Genomic DNA, 18,405 nt, shown 5'->3' with positions numbered 1-18,405 from the left:
TATAAGAATTAATTAAAAAACATTATGCAGAAACGCCATCTGGATTATAACCTAAATATTTTCTTTCTGTTTCTTTAAAGGTAATTCCGTGCTCTTCCAGTTCTTTTAAAATTGGTTCATATACCTCTTTAGTAATTGGTATTTGAACACCAGGCGTGGTAATTTCTTTATTTAATATTTTTAGTGCTGCTATAGCTACTGGTAAGCCAACTGTTTTAGACATAGCAGTATAGGTTTGATCTTGCCCCAAAGCTACCATTGTTGAGTCTATTTGATGTTTTTTGCCATCTAACTCAAAGCCAAACTTATGATACATAACAATCATATCCTTATCATCTGGTGCTAAAGACCATTTTTCCATTAATATCTTCTGAAGAATTTGGGCAGGTGTAGCACTTTTTAATCCTATTTTCTTTTTGTCGTTAAATAGGTCAAGCTCTAATAATTTATCCCACATAATATCATCTTGATCTATCTTAAGACTATGTCTCATTTTTAGCTCTACAGAATCTGATGGAGAATACGGAAGAAAAGAGTTAACAAACTCTCTGTAGCTCATATCCATAGTATCTTCCATGGTGTAGCTATCGTCTGTCATACCAAGTTGAACAAACATATTCCAGGCTTTACTAAACCCTACGCGACGCATAGTACCTCTATATAATGTAAGAGCGTCTTCTAATTTATAAATACTTCTATATTTTAAAGAGTTTCTATTGGCATAAGCTTCAAACCTGCCATACCCATCAACTTCTAAAAATTCTGTTCTTCTAAAAAGTTTATTATAAGGGATGTATTTATATTGGCCTTCTTGAATAAACTCTGCGACACCACCTTGGCCGGCCACAACAACATTTCTTGGATTCCAGGTAAACTTATAATTCCATAAATTGTTATCACTTTCTGGAGCCACTAAGCCTCCTGTAAAAGATTCAAACAACAGCATTTTTCCGCCTTTGTCTCTTATTCTGTCAATTACCTGCATAGCACTCATGTGGTCTATACCTGGATCTACACCTATTTCATTCATAAACACCAACCCTTTATTTATTGCAGATTGGTTTAAGCTTTCCATTTCTTGGCTTACATAAGATGCGGTAACCATATGTTTTCCAAAGGTTATACAGTCTTTTGCAACTTCAATATGATAGCGTGCAGGAAGCATAGATATAACAAGGTCTACTTGGTCTATTGCTTCTTGTCTGTTTTTTTTGTTGAAGACATCAAGAGTTATAGCTTTGGCATGTTTATGATTTCCTATAGCTTTTTGAGCATTAGCTACATATAAATCTCCTACAGTAATTTCTAATTGTTCTTTCTCTGCATGATCTAACAAGTAAGACATTAAATAACTTGTAGATTTTCCTGCTCCTATAATTAATATTTTACGCATTTAGTTTAGTTGGTTAGATTTGTAGTAAGACGAAAGTAATGAATTGGCTACAACCTAAAAAATTTAAACATGGATAAAAGATTTCTTATTGCAGGTTCCTTTTTTGGACTAACAGCTGTAATTATAGGTGCTTTTGGAGCTCACGCTTTGCAAAAAGTATTAGATGTGGCACAATTAAATACATTTGAAACAGGAGTGAAATACCAAATGTATCATGCATTACTTTTAGTTTTTTTAGGATTGTTTAGTGTAAAGACATCTAAATCTAAAACTGTATTGCTTTGGTTATTAATTATAGGAGTAATTTTATTTTCGTGGTCAATTTTTGGGCTTGCCACAAATAGCTTGACAGGCTTTAATTTTAAAAAAATCGCAATTTTAACACCATTAGGAGGTACATTGCTCATAACAGCTTGGGCACTCATATTTTACAAAGCATTAACGTTAAAAAATCAATAAATAGAATTTAATTCTCTTGGTTAGGAGTGATTTCTGTACTTTTGCTTTATAAACAAAACACAACTTCAAAACCTAGTTATGGTTACAAATACCAACACTACGAAATCGATTTCGCTAGAACCTTACGGAATCAAGGACACAACGACCCATTATCAACTTACGCCATCACAATTACATGAGACAGCAATAGCAAACGGCCAAGGCCAAGAAGCTAGCAGCGGCGCTCTTGCAATTAACACTGGCGAGTTTACTGGACGTTCTCCTTTAGACCGTTTTATCGTTAAAGACGATGTTACTAAAGATGAGATTTGGTGGGGAAATATAAATATCCCTTTTGATGCAGATAAGTTTGATGCACTTTATGATAAAGTCACAGATTACTTATCTGGAAAAGAAGTTTTTGTGCGAGATAGCTACGCTTGTGCAGATGAAAAATATAAATTAAATATTCGTGTTGTAAACGAATATCCTTGGAGCAATATGTTTGCCTATAATATGTTTTTAAGACCTTCAGAAGATGAGCTTAAAAACTTTAAAGAAGAATGGCTTATTGTAAATGCACCAGGTTTTATGGCAGATCCTGAAGTAGATGGAACACGACAGCACAACTTTGCAATTTTAAATTTTGGAAAGAAAATAGCGCTTATTGGTGGTACTGGATATACAGGTGAAATTAAAAAAGGGATTTTCTCTGCGCTTAATTTTATATTGCCAGTACAAAAGGAAACTTTACCAATGCACTGCTCTGCTAATGTAGGAGAAGATGGAGATACTTCAATCTTTTTTGGTCTTTCTGGAACAGGTAAAACTACATTGTCTGCAGATCCTAATAGAAAACTTATTGGAGATGATGAGCACGGCTGGACAAAAGAAGATACCATCTTTAATTTTGAAGGCGGTTGTTATGCAAAGGTTATAAACCTCTCAAAAGAAAACGAACCAGATATTTATAATGCAATTAAACCAGGAGCTATTCTTGAAAACGTTGTGTTAGATGAAAATGGAGATGTAGATTTTGCTGATACTAGCATTACTCAAAATACAAGAGTTAGTTACCCAATTTATCATATAGATAATATTCAGGAGCCTTCAATAGGAAAGAATCCTAAAAACATATTTTTCTTAACCGCAGATGCTTTTGGTGTACTGCCTCCTATTAGTAAGCTATCTCCAGGTCAAGCTGCTTATCACTTTATTAGTGGTTATACGGCAAAGGTTGCTGGTACAGAAGCTGGTGTAGATGAGCCAATGCCATCGTTCTCTGCGTGTTTTGGAGCACCATTTATGCCTTTACACCCAACACGTTATGCAGAAATGCTAAGTCAGAAAATGAAAGATTCTGGCGTAAATGTTTGGTTGGTAAACACAGGTTGGACTGGCGGTCCTTATGGTGTTGGAAAACGTATGGCTTTAAAGTATACTAGAGCTATGATTTCTGCTGCTATGGATGGTTCTTTAGAGGAAGCAAATAAAGATAATTACCACACACACTCAGTATTTGGCGTTAAACAACCAAGAACTTGTCCTAACGTGCCAACAGATGTTTTAAGTCCTCGTAAGACTTGGAATAATGATCAAGGATACTACAAAAAGGCTTATACTTTAGCAGAAAGCTTTAGACAGAACTTCTTAAAATTTGAAGAGTACGCTAATGAAGAAATATTAGCAGGCGCTCCAAACGTTAAGTAAAGCTCAATTAAGTAAAAACAAAAAACCCGATGATATTTTTATCATCGGGTTTTTTTATGTTTAAAAGTTAGTGAAGTAATTACTTCTTATTAACTTCTGTAATGTATTTCTTTAAAGCCATTGTCATAGATGGTGTTTCTGGTGAAGGTGCTTTAATGTTTACCTTTAAGCCGTGATCTTCTGCAGCTTTAATTGTAGTGTTTCCAAAAACAGCAATGCGTGTATTGTTTTGCTGATAATCTGGAAAGTTTTCAAATAAAGACTTTATGCCGCTTGGGCTAAAGAATACTAAGATGTCATAAAATACATCTCTTAAATTAGAAAGGTCACTAACTACAGTTTTGTAGAAAATAGCTTGTTTCCAAGAAACACCTAGTTCATCTAATGTTTCTGGAACCATTGGTTTTAGCATATCTGAAGAAGGTAATAAAAACTTCTCGTTTTTATGTTTCTTAATAAGAGGAGTTAACTCTTGAAATGTTCTTTTACCAACATAGATTTTTCGTTTTCTATACACTACATATTTTTGTAGGTAATAGGCAACAGCTTCACTTTGGCAAAAATACTTAAGAGAATCTGGTACAGTGTATCTTAATTCTTCAGCTATTCTGAAAAAATGATCTACTGCATTTCTACTAGTAAGTATAATTGCTGTGTAATTCTTTAGATCAACCTTTTGTTGTCTTACATCTTTAGAAGAGACGCCTTCAACATGTATAAAAGGAATAAAATCTATTTTTACTTTTTGCTTTTCCTCAAGCTCAAAGTAAGGTGAATTTTCTATTTTAGGTTCAGGTTGGGAAACCAAAATTGTTTTCACTTTCATAGACGGTGTTTAAATACGTTAATTCAAAATTGTTACTACTTTATATAGAATAAAATAGGGGGCAATTTCAAGTGCGCAAAGATATAAAATAAAATAGAATAAATTATTGAAAATTAGAAGTCCCTTTTTTCTATAATATTTTAAGATAAATAATAGGTTAATTATTAAAAATGCAACGGAAATTATTAAAAACGCGTAACCTCCTAAAAGATGCGTATATACGTCTATAATACACAGTGGAAATATAGCAAGTGCTAAATAATGTCTGTGGCTAAACTTGAAGAATAGGTAATCCTCGATAATGTTTTCCATTAAAAAAAGATTAGCCAACATTTTCTCTGCAAAATACTTTACAAGCATTAAAACGCCAAAACCAAATACTACCTGAATAAAAAAAATAAATTCCCGAGTAAGTAATTCAGGATAATGATCTCTTGCAATAAGATTTAAAACAATACCAGCAACCAAACAGTTAAATGTGAACAGTAATGTATTAAATAGAAAACTTAATTTATGTTCGTTCTTTTTTATGATGAAATATCTTGGCTCTATAGGTAATGCTAAAAACCTTAAAAAGCGTTCTTCATATAATATCTTACAAAGACAAATAAGGCCAAGACATATCATTATAGATGCTGTGATCCATAAATTTGTGGGTTCTTGAAGAGGAATTGCCTGTAAATCTTTCATTGTTGCAAAAGTAATGTAATGAAAAAGACTATTGCAATTTCTTAGATGTTTACGGTAGTTATTTTAAGTACATTTGCAAAAAAAAAGCTTTTTTGAAAAGTTTAGTCATTATACCAACTTACAATGAGAACCTTAATATAGAAAGGTTGTTGCGTAACATTTTTTCTCAACAAAGAAAATTTGATGTGTTGGTGGTAGATGACAATTCACCAGACGGCACTGCAGCTACAGTTAAGTTTTTAATGGAAGAGTTTCCAAATCAATTATTTATTGAGGAACGCCAAGGAAAACTAGGTTTAGGAACAGCATACATACATGGCTTTAAGTGGGCGCTTAAAAGAGATTACAATTTAATCTTCGAAATGGATGCAGACTTTAGTCACAACCCAAACGATTTACACAGACTGTATAATGCTTGTGTAAAACAGCAGGCAGATCTGGCTATAGGTTCTCGTTATGTTACAGGAGTTAATGTTGTAAATTGGCCTATGTCAAGAGTTTTGCTTTCCTACATTGCTTCAAAGTATGTAAGGTTCATTACTGGTATGAATATTCATGATACTACAGCAGGATTTGTTTGTTATACAAGAAATGTACTTGAAACGATAGATTTGGATAAGATTGCTTTTGTAGGCTATGCATTTCAAATAGAGATGAAGTTTAAGGCCTATTTAAAAAAGTTTAAAATAGTAGAGGTTCCTGTCATTTTCACAGACCGAACAAAAGGAGAATCAAAAATGAGTGGCAATATTATATATGAAGCTGTTTTTGGGGTATTTAAAATGAAGTTTAAAAGCCTGTTTAAAAAATAACAATGGATAAGATTTTAATAAAGAATGCACATATTGTTTCAGACGGTAAAATCCTTTTAGGAGATGTTTACATAGAGTCTGGTATTATTAAAGAAGTTGCAGATCACATAAGTGCAAAATCTCCAGATGTAAATGTTTTCGATGCAGAAGGAAATTACCTTTTGCCAGGAGTTATAGATGATCAAGTTCATTTTAGAGAGCCAGGTCTTACTCAAAAAGAAAACATACACACAGGCTCTAAAGCTGCTGTGGCTGGAGGAATTACATCATTTATGGAAATGCCAAATACTAATCCTCAAACTACAACTATTGAAAAGCTTGAGGAGAAATTTGAGATAGCAGCAAAAACCTCTTATGCAAACTATTCATTTATGTTTGGTGGGACTAATGACAATTTAGATGAAATTGTTAAGGTTAACCCTAAGACAACAGCTGCTTTAAAATTATTCCTAGGTTCATCAACAGGTAATATGCTTGTAGATGATGAAACTGTTTTAGAAAAAATATTTAAAAACAGTCCTTTAATGATTTGTGCTCATTGTGAAGATGAAGATGCAATTAAAGCAAATCTGGCCACATATACAGAACGCTATGGTGATGATATTCCAATTGAGTTTCATCCTATAATTAGGTCTGAAGAAGCTTGTTATAAATCATCTTCTAGAGCTGTAGAATTAGCTAAGAAAACCGGCGCTAAATTACACGTATTTCACGTTTCTACCGCAAAAGAACTGGAGTTGTTCGACTCTAAAAAGCCATTAAAAGATAAAAAAATAACAGCAGAGGTTTGTATTCATCACCTTTGGTTTAATGATAGCGATTATGACGCTAAAGGCACACTAATAAAATGGAATCCTGCTGTAAAGACTAAAAAAGATCAAGATGCACTTTTAAAAGGGTTGTTAGATGGTAAGTTAGATGTTTTAGCTACAGACCACGCACCTCACACTAAAGAAGAAAAAAAGAACCCTTATACAAAAGCACCAAGTGGTGGTCCTTTGGTACAACATGCATTACCGGCAATGCTTGAATTTTATCATGAAGGTAAAATTTCATTAGAGAAAATTGTAGAGAAAATGTGCCATAATCCAGCAATACTTTTTGATATTGAACAAAGAGGATATATAAAAGAAGGATATAAAGCAGATTTAGTAATGGTAGATCTAAATGCACCTTGGACAGTGCAGGAAGACAACATCTTTTCTAAATGTGGTTGGTCTCCTTTTGAAGGCTCTACGTTTAGATCACGTATTACTCACACATTTGTAAATGGTAATCTGGTATATAAGAATTTTAGACATTATGACGTTTTAAAAGGTGAACGTTTAACTTTTGACCGTTAATGAAATATAAACTCATCATATTATGTGCTGCTCTGGCAGTGTCTTGCCAATCTATAGAGCGTTCCTCTAAGCCAGACAAGCTTATTGCCGAAGATAGGATGGTAGATATATTTTACGACTTAAGTTTAATTGAAGCATCAAAGCGTTTAGGAAATCATGATGTAGATGTAAAAGAATTAGACCTTAATACATTTATATATGAGAAGTATGATATAGATAGTACACAACTTGTTCAGAATACAACGTACTATTCAGATAACATACCCAAATTTAAAAGTGTTTTTGCACGAGTAGAAAACCGCTTAAAAGTCTTGAAAACAGAATTAGATTCTCTTAGGTCTAAAGAAAACAGAAAAAAAGACTCCTTAAAAAGAGCTGCGGAAAATGTTAGAAAAGACTCGCTTTCCAGTTCTTTAGAAATTGCTAAAAAGTTAAATTCCAAAATTTCTAATTCAGAAGGTAGAGACCGCAATTAGTAGTGTGCTGCAGTATCTTTGATACTTTCATCTATTAATTTAAAATTATAATTTAAGGCATCTTTAAGTTTGTTGTTTGAGTAAACACTTTTGCTAAAAACACCTTTTATTGAGTCGTAGGTTATAGTTTTTTTAGTGTTAAAAAGTGTATGTCCTATACTTTGAAATGCCCAACCCATAAATACCATCCAAGACTCAAGTGTCTTTTTTGGTGGTTGTTTTTGTAGGGCATTTGCTATTTTATTTACAACACTATCAAAACGCAGACTTTCCGAAACCAGTATGTAGCGTTCTTTTTGATAATTGCTTTCCATTAAGGAAATCATAGGTTTTACAACATCAAAAACATCTACAAATCCTGTAGTGAGTATAGGTGTATATTTTAAGCCATTGGCAACTTTTGTAAATAAAAGGCCACTTCCAGATTTCCAAAAACCAGGACCAATAACAACACCAGGATTAACAATTAGAACATTTAATCCTTCTTGAGAGCCGCGCCAAACTTCCATTTCACCACCATATTTAGACCAAGCATAATGAGAATGAGATAATTCTGGGTTCCAAACAGTATCTTCTGTTATAGGTTTATCGTTAATAGTAGACCCTATAGCAGCTATTGAGCTTACATGACAAAGTTTTTTAATATCATGGTGTAAGCATAGGTTAACAACATTTGCTGTGCCTTCAATATTTATACGACGCATGATTTTGGCGTCTCTCACATCATATGATATAAAGCCAGCGCAATGATATACATGCGTAATACCTTTAAAAGCTTCAGACAAAAGTGGTATATCAAGTATATTTGCTTCTGCCCAATCTATTTTTTTAAATAGCTTTTCTGCTTGTTCTTCATCATACAATTTAAAAACAGACAATACGTGCTCTAAGTTACTGTCCTGTCTGTGTATGGCTCTTATAGTCTCGGTTGAGTTTTGTAAAAGCTGAAATAATAAATGAGAACCTACTAAGCCTGTTCCTCCTGTAACTAAAATCATATTTCGAAGATAGTTTTTCTGCACCTAACAATGCGTTATCGAAATTGGATTTTTATCTTTGTCTCCTTAAAAAAATTATATAATGAAGACCAATTTTGTAGCCGAAATGACTTGGAGAGGTATGTTGCATGATGTTATGCCAGGTACCGAAGAACAACTTTTAAAAGAACCAACTGCGGCTTATATTGGATTTGATCCTACTGCAGACTCTTTACACATAGGGAGTTTAGTGCAAATTGTAATCTTAATGCATTACCAACGCGCTGGGCACATTCCTATTGCGCTTGTGGGTGGTGCTACAGGTATGATTGGTGATCCTTCAGGAAAATCTGCAGAACGTAATTTGCTAGATGAAGAAGCATTAGCTAAAAACGTAGCAGGAATAAAAGAGCAACTGTCTCGCTTTTTAGACTTTAGTGAAAATTCTGAAAATAAAGCAGAGCTGGTAAATAATTACGACTGGATGAAAGATTTTAGTTTTATAGAGTTTGCTAGAGATATAGGAAAGCATATTACTGTAAACTATATGATGGCTAAGGATAGCGTGAAAAAACGCTTAAGTTCTGAGTCTACTGTAGGAATGAGTTTTACAGAGTTTACCTACCAATTATTTCAAGGCTATGATTTTCTTCACCTTTATAGAGAGAAAAATTGTTTGTTACAATTAGGAGGTAGTGACCAATGGGGAAATATTACCACAGGTACTGAGTTGGTGAGACGTGTGGCTGGAGGCAAAGCTTATGCTATGACATCTCCATTGTTAACTAAAGCAGATGGTACAAAGTTTGGAAAAACTGAAGGAGGTAATGTTTGGTTAGATAAAAACAGAACATCGCCTTATAAATTTTACCAATATTGGGTAAATGCAACAGATGAAGATGCAGAAAATTTCATTAAAATCTTTACATTTTTAAGTCAGGAAGAAATTTCTGAGTTGGTTTTAAAACATAATGAAGCTCCACATTTAAGGCTATTGCAAAAAACTTTAGCAGAACATGTAACTAAAATGGTACACGGTCAAGAAGATTTAGACAATGCAATTAAAGCGAGTCAAGTTTTATTTTCAAAAACCTTTAAAAACGATATTTCACAATTAGATGAAGCAACGTTTTTAGATGTGTTCGAAGGTGTGTCTCAAACTGAAATCTCTAAAGCTAAATTAGAAGAAGGTTTAGATATGATTGCAGCACTCTCTGCAGAAACTAACTTCTTAAAGAGTAATGGTGAAGCAAGAAGAGCTTTAAAAGCAAATTCTGTTGCTGTAAATAAAGAAAAGGTAACAGAAGCCTATACACTTACTACAGATGATATTATTAATGATAATTATGTGATATTAAATGTAGGTAAGAAGAATACCTATATTTTAAAAGTAAGCTAAGAGAAACACTAACTCATTAAACAACTCATTTGAAGGCAGCCACTGTTAAACAACTAAAAGATGAATTGGAGATGCGCTCTCCAGTGGAGTTAATGCAGTTAACATTGAGGCTTTCTAAATTTAAGAAAGAAAATAAAGAACTACTTACTTATTTGTTGTTTGAAGCTGCAGATGAAGAAGAGTATATTAAAGAAATAAAAGTTGAGGTAGACGAAGCTTTTTCAGAAATTAATACGTCTCGAGGTTATTTTATAAAGAAGGGAATCCGGAAAATATTAAAACGACTTAAAACTTATATTCGCTATTCTGGCAAGAAAGAGACAGAAGCAGAGTTGTTAATATATTTCTGTAAGAAGATGAAAACATTTTCTCCTTCTGTATTTAAGAATAGAGTTTTAGCAAACACATATGAGCGGCAATTAACTATGGCATTAAATGCAATAGATAAACTACACGAAGACTTACAGTATGATTATCGGATTCTTATTGAAGAATTAGATTAAAACACAAAAAATACCCTTTATTGGGTATTTTTTTATGTCTTATATGAGCGTAAGTTTACACTATAAGTTTAAGTAAAAATTTCTTATAATTTGACTAGACTAGCCTTATTATAACGATTTTGGAAAATTGGGGCTTTTCAAAATTTAAATAATATTAGGTCTTAAAACAGCTACCATCGGTAGCTGTTTTTTTATGTTTAATATATAGGAAGTAAGTTATCTTCTGTCAAACCCAAATTTACCAGGACCCATTAATGCGATAGCTGTAAAAGCTAACAAGTAAACAAGACCAAGTTCTTTAGAGCCTATAGGGTCATTTAAGTGTACTACAAACACTGCAACCAGCATTGTGACAATTAAAGGGATGCACGCCAATCTTGTCTTATAGCCTATAAGTACAAGAATTGAGCAAACAAATTCTGCAAACACAGTAAGAAAGAAAGAGATAGTAGCGCCAATGCCTAATGGATCTCCAAAAGAAAAATCTCCTTGTACAAGTTGTAAGAATTTAGGGATGCCGTGAGTTAGCATCAATGCAGAAAAGCCTACTCTCAAAATAAATAGACCAATGTTGTAATATGATTTCATAGGGGTATGGTTGGTTTAATTTTTAAAATTAATAAAGTTGTTTCAATTTTATTTCATCTAAAGTTGTTTATTTACAAGACATCGTAGGAAATAGATGAGAAAAACAATTCTTTTTGTCATAGCGCTATTGATTATCAGTAATGTATTATCGTCTCAAAATGTTGATAATTTATATTACTTGTCTCCAGAAATCTTAGTTGGTAAAACACTTCCAGCCAATACAGACTTTCCTAATACAAATTTACAGACGGCTTTATTTTTTAGTTTTGGAATGTACAATTTAGATAACGAGCAAGATTGGGCTGTAAGATTAAACTACCCTAAAACAGGACTCTCTTTAGCTGTTATAGATTTTGGTAACCCAGATCAAGTTGGCCAAGCAATTACTGTTATGCCATTTGTTGAGTTTTCTGTGTTTAAAAAACATTCAGACAACTTTAATCTCAACGTTGGTTATGGAGCCTCATATATGAACACCCAATATGATTTTGAAGCAAATCCTTTAAACAGAGCAATTACAACTAAAGTTAATTGGTCATTTAGATCATTTTTATATTACAATGTATTAAAAGATAAACTTACCAACTGGCGTCTAGGTTTAGGGTACATTCATCACTCCAATGGCCACACGCGCTTACCTAACCAAGGATTAAATTCTTTGTTGGCAAGTGTGTCTGCTACTATTAACACTTCAAAAGTAGAGAGTGTAAAACCACACAAACCCAAACTTGAGCAAAAAAGCGAAACATACACATCAAGTAGATTTGGATTAGGTTATAACACACTTTCAGACTCAATAAACACCAAGAAAGAAGTGTATACGGTAGCTTTTGAAATAGGGAAAGTAATTAATAAAACCTTTAAATTTGGCGGTGGTTTCTATGCGCGTTATTATCAACATTTCTATGATTATATTAAAGATGAAGAAGCTTTAATTAATAGTCAATACCCAAACTTTAAAGACAACGCTTTTGCTTATTCAACAAATTATGGAGTATTTGGAACTGCAGAGCTACTTCTAGGTCATTTTGGTGTAGAGCTAGATCTGGGTTTAAATCTATATAAACCGTTTTATAAGTTAGAGTGGCAAATAACACAAGGCTACAGAGCAGATAGCGGAAATTATGTATATGCAGATTTAGATTCGTATTATAAATTAAAACGAACCATTTCAAGTAGGCTAGGTGTAAAATATTATTTGATTACTAATAACAAGTCGCCACAACATAACTTGTTTTTGTCTGCACATATTAATGCGAACTTAGGTCAGGCAGATTTTTCTGAAATTAGCCTAGGTTATACTTATAGGTTTAAAAATTAAGGCTTAACAACCGTTAAATCCTAATGAAGCCTTAGGGTTTTAGGATAACATTAACAATTCTGCATTAAACCCTCTTTATTTTTACACATCTAAGCTTCAAAGACCAACTATACATGCGTAAAACTATATTATATATTATAGCAGGAGTGCTCTTAATTGCTGCATTCTTTGCTATGAGAGCTATTGCCGATAGTAAAGACAAAGAGGCTCCTAAAATAAAAAAAGTAGTAAAAACAGTTTTTGTAGATACTATTAAAAACACAGATGTCCCTATAATTATACCAGCTAATGGTAATTTAGTGGCTAAGCGTAGAGTAGAGCTTTATGCAGAGGTACAAGGTATATTTAAGAACAGCTCTAATTTATTTAAAGCTGGTCAAGAATATAAAAGAGGTCAAACTTTAATTAGTATAGATGCTTCAGAATATTATGCATCTGTTCAATCTTCAAAAAGTAATTTATACAATCAAATCACGGCAATTATGCCAGATTTGCGATTAGACTATCCAGATGTGTTTCCTAAATGGGAAGCGTATTTAAATAGTTTCAACATAAATGAAACAACGCCTAAACTACCAGAGATTTCCAACGATAAAGAAAAATATTTTATAAATGGGCGTGGTATCCTAACAACATATTACAACGTAAAAAACTTAGAGCAGCGTTTAGGCAAGTATAGAATTTCAGCACCTTTTACAGGTGTGCTTACAGAAGCTTTAGTAACAGAAGGAACACTAATTAGAGCTGGACAAAAATTAGGTGAATTTATAGATACAAGCACTTATGAATTACAAGTATCCTTAAATAAAGATTATGCAGATTTACTTGAAGTTGGAGAAAATGTAGAGCTATCTAACATTAATAAGACAAAAACATATAAAGGAAAAGTAAGTCGAGTAAATGCTAGTATAGATCAAGCAACACAAACAGTTAGTGCATTTATCGAAGTGTCTAATAATACATTGAAAGAAGGCATGTATTTGCAAGCTGAATTAGAAGCAAGAACTATTAAAAATGCAATATCTATAGATCGTGGTTTAGTTAATGACCGTAATGAAATTTTTACAGTAAAAGATAGCACATTAGTTAGCCTAACTGTTAACCCAGTTTATTTTTCAGATAAAAAGGCAGTAGTGAAAGGTGTTCCAAATGGCGAGGTTATTTTGTCTAAACCAGTATCTGGAGCTTATAATGGTATGCTTGTAAAAGTAGTGTCTAACGAACCTTCTGCAGAAACAAATAGTGTAAAACAAGATTCTCTAACTGTTACAGAAACAACTAAGTAGTTATGAGAAATGTCATAAGTTACTTTATAAAGTATCACGTTGCGGTGAATATAATGATCATCGCATTTATCATTTTTGGTGTTGTAGGCATGCTAAGAATGCAGTCCTCATTTTTTCCGTTATTAGAATCTGAAATTATAACAATAAGTGTAACGTATCCTGGTGCAGCGCCAGAGGAAATTGAGGAAGGTATTGTTTTAAAAATTGAAGACAACCTTAAAGGCTTGGTAGGTGTAGATCGCGTTACCTCTACATCTCGAGAAAATGGAGGTAGCATTACTGTAGAGATAGATCCAGATGAGAATATAGACGTCATGCTCTCTGAAGTTAAGAATGCTGTAGATCGTGTTCCTAATTTTCCAACGGGTATGGAACCTTTAGTGGTTGCAAAACAGGAAAATATAAGAGAAACAATAGATTTCTTTATTAGTGGAGATGATGTAGATCTTGCAACGTTAAAACAAATTGCAAGACAGGTAGAGTATGATTTACGTGCAATGGATGGCTTGTCACAAATAACTATCGATGGTTACCCAGACGAGGAAATTGAGATTGCAGTTAGAGAGAATGATTTGCTAGCCTACAACTTATCGTTTGCAGAAGTTGCAGACGCTGTTTCTAGAGCTAACATAATTACAACTGGTGGTAATATAAAAACAGATGCTGAAGATTTTCTTATTAGAGCAGACAATCGATCTTACTACGGTAATGAGTTAAATAAACTAATTGTAAAATCTCAACCTAACGGCACACAGATATACCTGGAAGATGTTGCCACGGTAAAAGACCGGTTTTCAGAAACTCCAAATGCTTCGTATATAAATGGAAGGGTTGCAGTAAGTGTAAATATTTCAACCACAAATAATGAAGACTTAATTTCTGCAGCAGAAAAAGTAAGAGCTTATACAGAAGAGTTTAATGAAAAATATACAGCACTTCAAATTATAATTGAAGATGACAGAAGTATTACGTTAAACCAAAGAACACAGCTTTTAATTGAGAATGGCGCAGTAGGTATTTTGCTGGTATTGTTTTTCCTGTCTTTATTTTTAAATACGAGACTCGCATTTTGGGTAGCTTTCGGGTTACCAATTGCATTTTTAGGAATGTTTATGTTCGCTGGATCATTTGGGGTTACGATTAATGTATTATCATTATTCGGGATGATTATCGTTATAGGTATTCTTGTAGATGATGGTATTGTTATTTCAGAAAATATTTACCAGCATTATGAAATGGGCAAAAAGCCTGTACAAGCAGCCATAGATGGAACTTTAGAAGTGTTGCCACCAATACTATCTGCTATAATTACCACTATTTTAGCATTTTCTACATTCTTGTTTTTAGATAGTAGAATAGGCCAGTTTTTTGGAGAAGTTTCTACCGTTGTAATCCTAACACTTGTGGTGTCGTTGGTTGAAGCACTAATTATCTTACCGGCACACATAGCCCATTCAAAAGCATTAGTTAGAGAGACTGAAGAAGAAAAGCGCAATAAGAAAGGCATAGCAAAATTCTTTCTTAAAATGCGAAAGTTTAATGAGTATGGTGATAAGTTTATGAGCTATTTGCGTGATAAACTTTACGAACCTGTATTAAGAGCAACACTAAAAAACCGCTTCTTAAGTTTCGCCATTTTAGGGACGTTGTTATTGTTAACTATTGGTTCCTTAATGGGAAGTGTTGTAAAGGTTACACTTTTTCCAAGTATAGCTAGCGATCGTGTTAGCATAAACTTATTAATGCCAGAAGGCACAAATCCAAGAAAGACAGATAGTATTATTTCTTTGGTTGAAGATGCTGCCTGGAGAGTAAATGAAGAATTTACAAAGCGACAAACAGGAAATATAGATGTGGTTAAAAACATTGTACGTCGAGTAGGTCCTGGAAATAATAAAGCTTCGCTACGGGTAAACTTATTGCCTGGCGAAGAACGTGATTTTGGTTCTCCAGAAATAACAAATGCTATAAGAGATGAAGTTGGCGAAGTTTATGGTGTAGAGCAACTAACCTTTGGTTCTGGCGGTAACTTTGGCGGAAGCCCTATTTCTGTATCACTCTTAGGAAATAATTTGGAAGAATTAGAGGGTGCCAAAGAAGAGTTAAAGACAATTCTTCAAGAAAAATCTACTTTAAAAGATGTTACTGATACAGACCCAGAAGGAATAAAAGAAATAAGTATCACATTAAATGATAATGCTTATGCTTTGGGCCTTAATTTAAGAGAAGTTATGAGCCAAGTTCGAGCTGGTTTCTTTGGCCTGCAAGCACAACGTTTTCAACGTGGGCAAGATGAAATTAAAGTTTGGGTAAGGTATGATCGAGAAAACAGAGAGTCTATAAATGATTTAGATGATATGCGCATTATAACCCAAGATGGTAATAGAGTGCCATTTGGTGAAATAGCAGATTATACAATTAGAAGAGGAACAGAATCTATAGCTCACTTAGAAGGTTTAAGAGAAATTCAGGTAAATGCAGATTTGGGTGACCCAAATGCAAGTGCAACAGATATTCTTGCAGATATAGATGAAAATATTTTACCAGAAATTCTCTCTAAGTATCCAAGTGTTTCAGTGTCTTATGAAGGTCAAAATAGAGAAGCAGAAAAGTTAACTAATTCAGCTATAAATGTATTTCCAGTTATCTTGTTTTTAATTTATGCTGTTATAGCATTTACCTTTAGAAGTTATAGCCAGCCCTTGCTACTTATAATTATGATACCTTTTAGTATAATTGGAGTTGCTTGGGGTCATTACCTACACGGTTTCCCTGTAAATATTTTATCACTATTAGGAATAATTGCCTTAGTTGGAATTATGGTGAATGACGGCTTGGTGTTAATAGGTAAGTTTAATAGTTATCTACGGGAAGGCATGTCTTTTGATAAAGCACTTACAGAAGCAGGTAAATCTCGTTTTAGAGCTATTTTCTTAACATCACTTACAACTATAGCAGGTATTGCACCTTTATTAATTGAGAAAAGTAGACAAGCCCAGTTTTTAAAACCAATGGCAATATCTATCTCTTATGGTATTTTTATTGCAACATTCCTCACGTTATTAATTTTGCCACTATTAATCTCTTTAACCAATTCAGCAAAGACAAAAGGGAAATGGTTGCTTACAGGGAAAACGTACAGTAAAGAATCTGTTGAGCGAGCAATAATGGAAAAGAATGATGAAGAGAAAAGGCAAAAAGAATTAGATGAGGCAAACGGTAACAGTATTTCAGAACGCAATACTAATACAAATGATGAGGTACAATGATGAAGTATAAAAACATGTCAGCATTTCTGTTATTGGCTATAACTTTTTCTGTAACAAGTTTTAGTCAGGACTTGTTGAGTAAGGAAGAAGCTATATCTCAAATGCTAGTTAATAATTTTGGGATTAAAATTGCTGAAAATCAAGTAGAGGTTGCAGATAACAACCAAAGTGTTTTAAACTCAGGATACCTGCCAACACTTACAGGAAATGCTAATGCTCAATATGATAGGTCTAACGAAACAAGAGAGTTTCCAGGTGCCTTCAATGAAGATGGTAGTCCAAGACCTAATACAGAGATAGAAGGAGCAGAATCACAAAGCTACAATGCATCACTTAATGTAAATTATTTGCTTTTTGATGGGTTAGGACGTTTTTATAACTACAAGCAACTTAAAGAAACTTACAACTTAACAGAGCTTCAAGCGCGCGAAACTATTGAAAACACAACCTTGCAATTATTTTCGGTTTATTTTGATGTAGCTAGATTAACAGAAAATTTAGAAGTATTTAAACAAGCCTTAGAAATTTCTCAAAAACGCGTTACACGATCACAATATGGGTTTGATTATGGGCAAAGTACCAAGTTAGAAGTCCTCCAAGCAGAAGTGGATGTAGTGACAGACTCTGTAATTGTCTTAAATGCAAAACAACAGTTATTAAATGCAAAAAGAGATTTAAATGTTGTGCTTAACCGCGAATTAGAAACTATAGGTTTTCAAGTAGACACATTAGTGGAGTTTGAAAACGATTTGCTTTTAGAAAGCTTTGTTGAAAAAGCAGAATTTAATAATGTTACGCTATTACAAGCTGAAAGCCAAACACGAATTAGCGATTTTGAAATTAAAGCGAATAAAGCCTTGTTGTTACCTAGTGTGGGCTTAACAGGAAGTTACGGTTGGAACAGGGTTAACAGTCCAGCATCAGCTTTTTTTCCAGGTTCTGTATCTAGAGGAAATAATTTAACTGTAGGCGCAAATTTAACCTGGAACTTATTTGATGGTGGTAGAAGCATTGTAGGTATAAAGAACGCTAAGATTTTAAATGATTCTCAGAAATTGCAAGAACAGCAATTTGAATTACAGGTAAACAGAGATATAGCAAATGCCTTAGGAAATTATAGAAACCTTCTGAAAATTTATAAGATACAAGAGCAAAACGTTGAGACCAATCAAAATAACCTTGAGCGCTCCAGAGAACGTTTAAATCTGGGTCAAATTTCTTCTATTGAATTTAGGCAGGCACAAATAAACTTAATAAACGTTCAGACCAATAAAAACTTAGCGAAATATGATGCTAAGTTAGCCGAGCTAGAGCTGCTAAGGCTTACAGGCCAGCTTTTAAATGTAGAGTTTTAAGTGTCTTATTTTATTCATA

Annotated in this window: 16 protein-coding genes; 11 read left to right on the top strand and 5 right to left on the bottom strand. The window is 33.4% G+C overall.

Features of this window, described 5'->3' with window-relative positions; genetic code table 11:
- Positions 1–22 precede the first annotated feature (22 nt).
- Positions 23–1,393 carry a saccharopine dehydrogenase family protein gene (locus CA2559_RS01685; RefSeq protein ID WP_013186100.1) on the bottom strand — a complete coding sequence of 457 codons (1,371 nt, stop codon included), beginning with the start codon at positions 1,391–1,393 and terminating at the stop codon, positions 23–25.
- A 69-nt stretch (positions 1,394–1,462) separates the two neighbouring features.
- Between CA2559_RS01685 and CA2559_RS01680 the strand changes: the two genes are divergently transcribed.
- Together CA2559_RS01680 and pckA are read left to right on the top strand one after the other, a co-directional pair.
- Entirely contained in the window at positions 1,463–1,852 is a 390-nt protein-coding gene (locus tag CA2559_RS01680) for a DUF423 domain-containing protein (protein WP_013186099.1), read from the top strand.
- 78 nt (positions 1,853–1,930) lie between these two features.
- Complete coding sequence (pckA, locus tag CA2559_RS01675) at positions 1,931–3,541, top strand: phosphoenolpyruvate carboxykinase (ATP) (protein ID WP_013186098.1); 1,611 nt, start codon at positions 1,931–1,933, stop codon at positions 3,539–3,541.
- A 79-nt stretch (positions 3,542–3,620) separates the two neighbouring features.
- Here pckA and CA2559_RS01670 read toward each other — a convergent pair whose 3' ends face one another.
- Positions 3,621–4,367 (bottom strand): uroporphyrinogen-III synthase, encoded by a 747-nt coding sequence (locus tag CA2559_RS01670; protein WP_013186097.1) that lies wholly within the window; start codon positions 4,365–4,367, stop codon positions 3,621–3,623.
- A gap of 18 nt (positions 4,368–4,385) precedes the next feature.
- Positions 4,386–5,057, bottom strand: a complete 672-nt coding sequence (locus CA2559_RS13505) for a DUF4271 domain-containing protein (RefSeq protein WP_013186096.1) — start codon at positions 5,055–5,057, stop codon at positions 4,386–4,388.
- 92 nt (positions 5,058–5,149) lie between these two features.
- Here CA2559_RS13505 and CA2559_RS01660 point away from each other — a divergent pair, with 92 nt between their 5' ends.
- The 3 genes from CA2559_RS01660 to CA2559_RS01650 are packed head-to-tail and all read left to right on the top strand — an operon-like array spanning position 5,150 to position 7,688.
- On the top strand, positions 5,150–5,869 hold the full coding sequence (locus tag CA2559_RS01660; RefSeq protein ID WP_013186095.1) for a polyprenol monophosphomannose synthase: 720 nt from the start codon (positions 5,150–5,152) through the stop codon (positions 5,867–5,869).
- Positions 5,870–5,871: 2 nt separating this feature from the next.
- Positions 5,872–7,212 (top strand): dihydroorotase, encoded by a 1,341-nt coding sequence (locus tag CA2559_RS01655; RefSeq protein ID WP_013186094.1) that lies wholly within the window; start codon positions 5,872–5,874, stop codon positions 7,210–7,212.
- Positions 7,212–7,688 carry a DUF4296 domain-containing protein gene (locus tag CA2559_RS01650; RefSeq protein WP_013186093.1) on the top strand — a complete coding sequence of 159 codons (477 nt, stop codon included), beginning with the start codon at positions 7,212–7,214 and terminating at the stop codon, positions 7,686–7,688. The genes CA2559_RS01655 and CA2559_RS01650 overlap by 1 nt, the downstream gene beginning before the upstream one ends.
- Here CA2559_RS01650 and CA2559_RS01645 read toward each other — a convergent pair.
- Complete coding sequence (locus CA2559_RS01645; RefSeq protein WP_013186092.1) at positions 7,685–8,686, bottom strand: NAD-dependent epimerase/dehydratase family protein; 1,002 nt, start codon at positions 8,684–8,686, stop codon at positions 7,685–7,687. The genes CA2559_RS01650 and CA2559_RS01645 overlap by 4 nt on opposite strands.
- Before the next feature lie 82 nt (positions 8,687–8,768).
- Here CA2559_RS01645 and tyrS point away from each other — a divergent pair, with 82 nt between their 5' ends.
- Both tyrS and CA2559_RS01635 read left to right on the top strand, forming a co-directional pair.
- A complete protein-coding gene (tyrS, locus tag CA2559_RS01640; RefSeq protein ID WP_013186091.1) occupies positions 8,769–10,064 on the top strand; it encodes a tyrosine--tRNA ligase in 1,296 nt (431 codons plus the stop codon).
- A 29-nt stretch (positions 10,065–10,093) separates the two neighbouring features.
- Positions 10,094–10,567 carry a hypothetical protein gene (locus tag CA2559_RS01635; RefSeq protein WP_013186090.1) on the top strand — a complete coding sequence of 158 codons (474 nt, stop codon included), beginning with the start codon at positions 10,094–10,096 and terminating at the stop codon, positions 10,565–10,567.
- A 216-nt stretch (positions 10,568–10,783) separates the two neighbouring features.
- Here CA2559_RS01635 and CA2559_RS01630 read toward each other — a convergent pair whose 3' ends face one another.
- Positions 10,784–11,155 carry a DoxX family protein gene (locus CA2559_RS01630; RefSeq protein ID WP_013186089.1) on the bottom strand — a complete coding sequence of 124 codons (372 nt, stop codon included), beginning with the start codon at positions 11,153–11,155 and terminating at the stop codon, positions 10,784–10,786.
- 94 nt (positions 11,156–11,249) lie between these two features.
- Between CA2559_RS01630 and CA2559_RS01625 the strand changes: the two genes are divergently transcribed.
- The 4 genes from CA2559_RS01625 (at position 11,250) to CA2559_RS01610 (ending at position 18,386) form a co-directional block, all read left to right on the top strand.
- A complete protein-coding gene (locus tag CA2559_RS01625; protein WP_013186088.1) occupies positions 11,250–12,476 on the top strand; it encodes an acyloxyacyl hydrolase in 1,227 nt (408 codons plus the stop codon).
- 113 nt (positions 12,477–12,589) lie between these two features.
- Positions 12,590–13,762: an efflux RND transporter periplasmic adaptor subunit gene (locus CA2559_RS01620; RefSeq protein ID WP_013186087.1), complete on the top strand. Its 1,173-nt coding sequence runs from the start codon at positions 12,590–12,592 to the stop codon at positions 13,760–13,762.
- A 2-nt stretch (positions 13,763–13,764) separates the two neighbouring features.
- Positions 13,765–17,031 (top strand): efflux RND transporter permease subunit, encoded by a 3,267-nt coding sequence (locus CA2559_RS01615; protein WP_041240848.1) that lies wholly within the window; start codon positions 13,765–13,767, stop codon positions 17,029–17,031.
- Positions 17,031–18,386 carry a TolC family protein gene (locus CA2559_RS01610; protein ID WP_013186085.1) on the top strand — a complete coding sequence of 452 codons (1,356 nt, stop codon included), beginning with the start codon at positions 17,031–17,033 and terminating at the stop codon, positions 18,384–18,386. Before CA2559_RS01615 ends, CA2559_RS01610 begins: the two co-directional genes overlap by 1 nt.
- Positions 18,387–18,405 lie beyond the last annotated feature (19 nt).

The sequence above is a fragment of the Croceibacter atlanticus HTCC2559 genome (assembly GCF_000196315.1).
GTDB lineage: Bacteria > Bacteroidota > Bacteroidia > Flavobacteriales > Flavobacteriaceae > Croceibacter > Croceibacter atlanticus.
The sequence above is the reverse complement of the archived record's forward strand: the minus strand, read 5'-3'. Positions and strand labels throughout refer to the sequence as shown.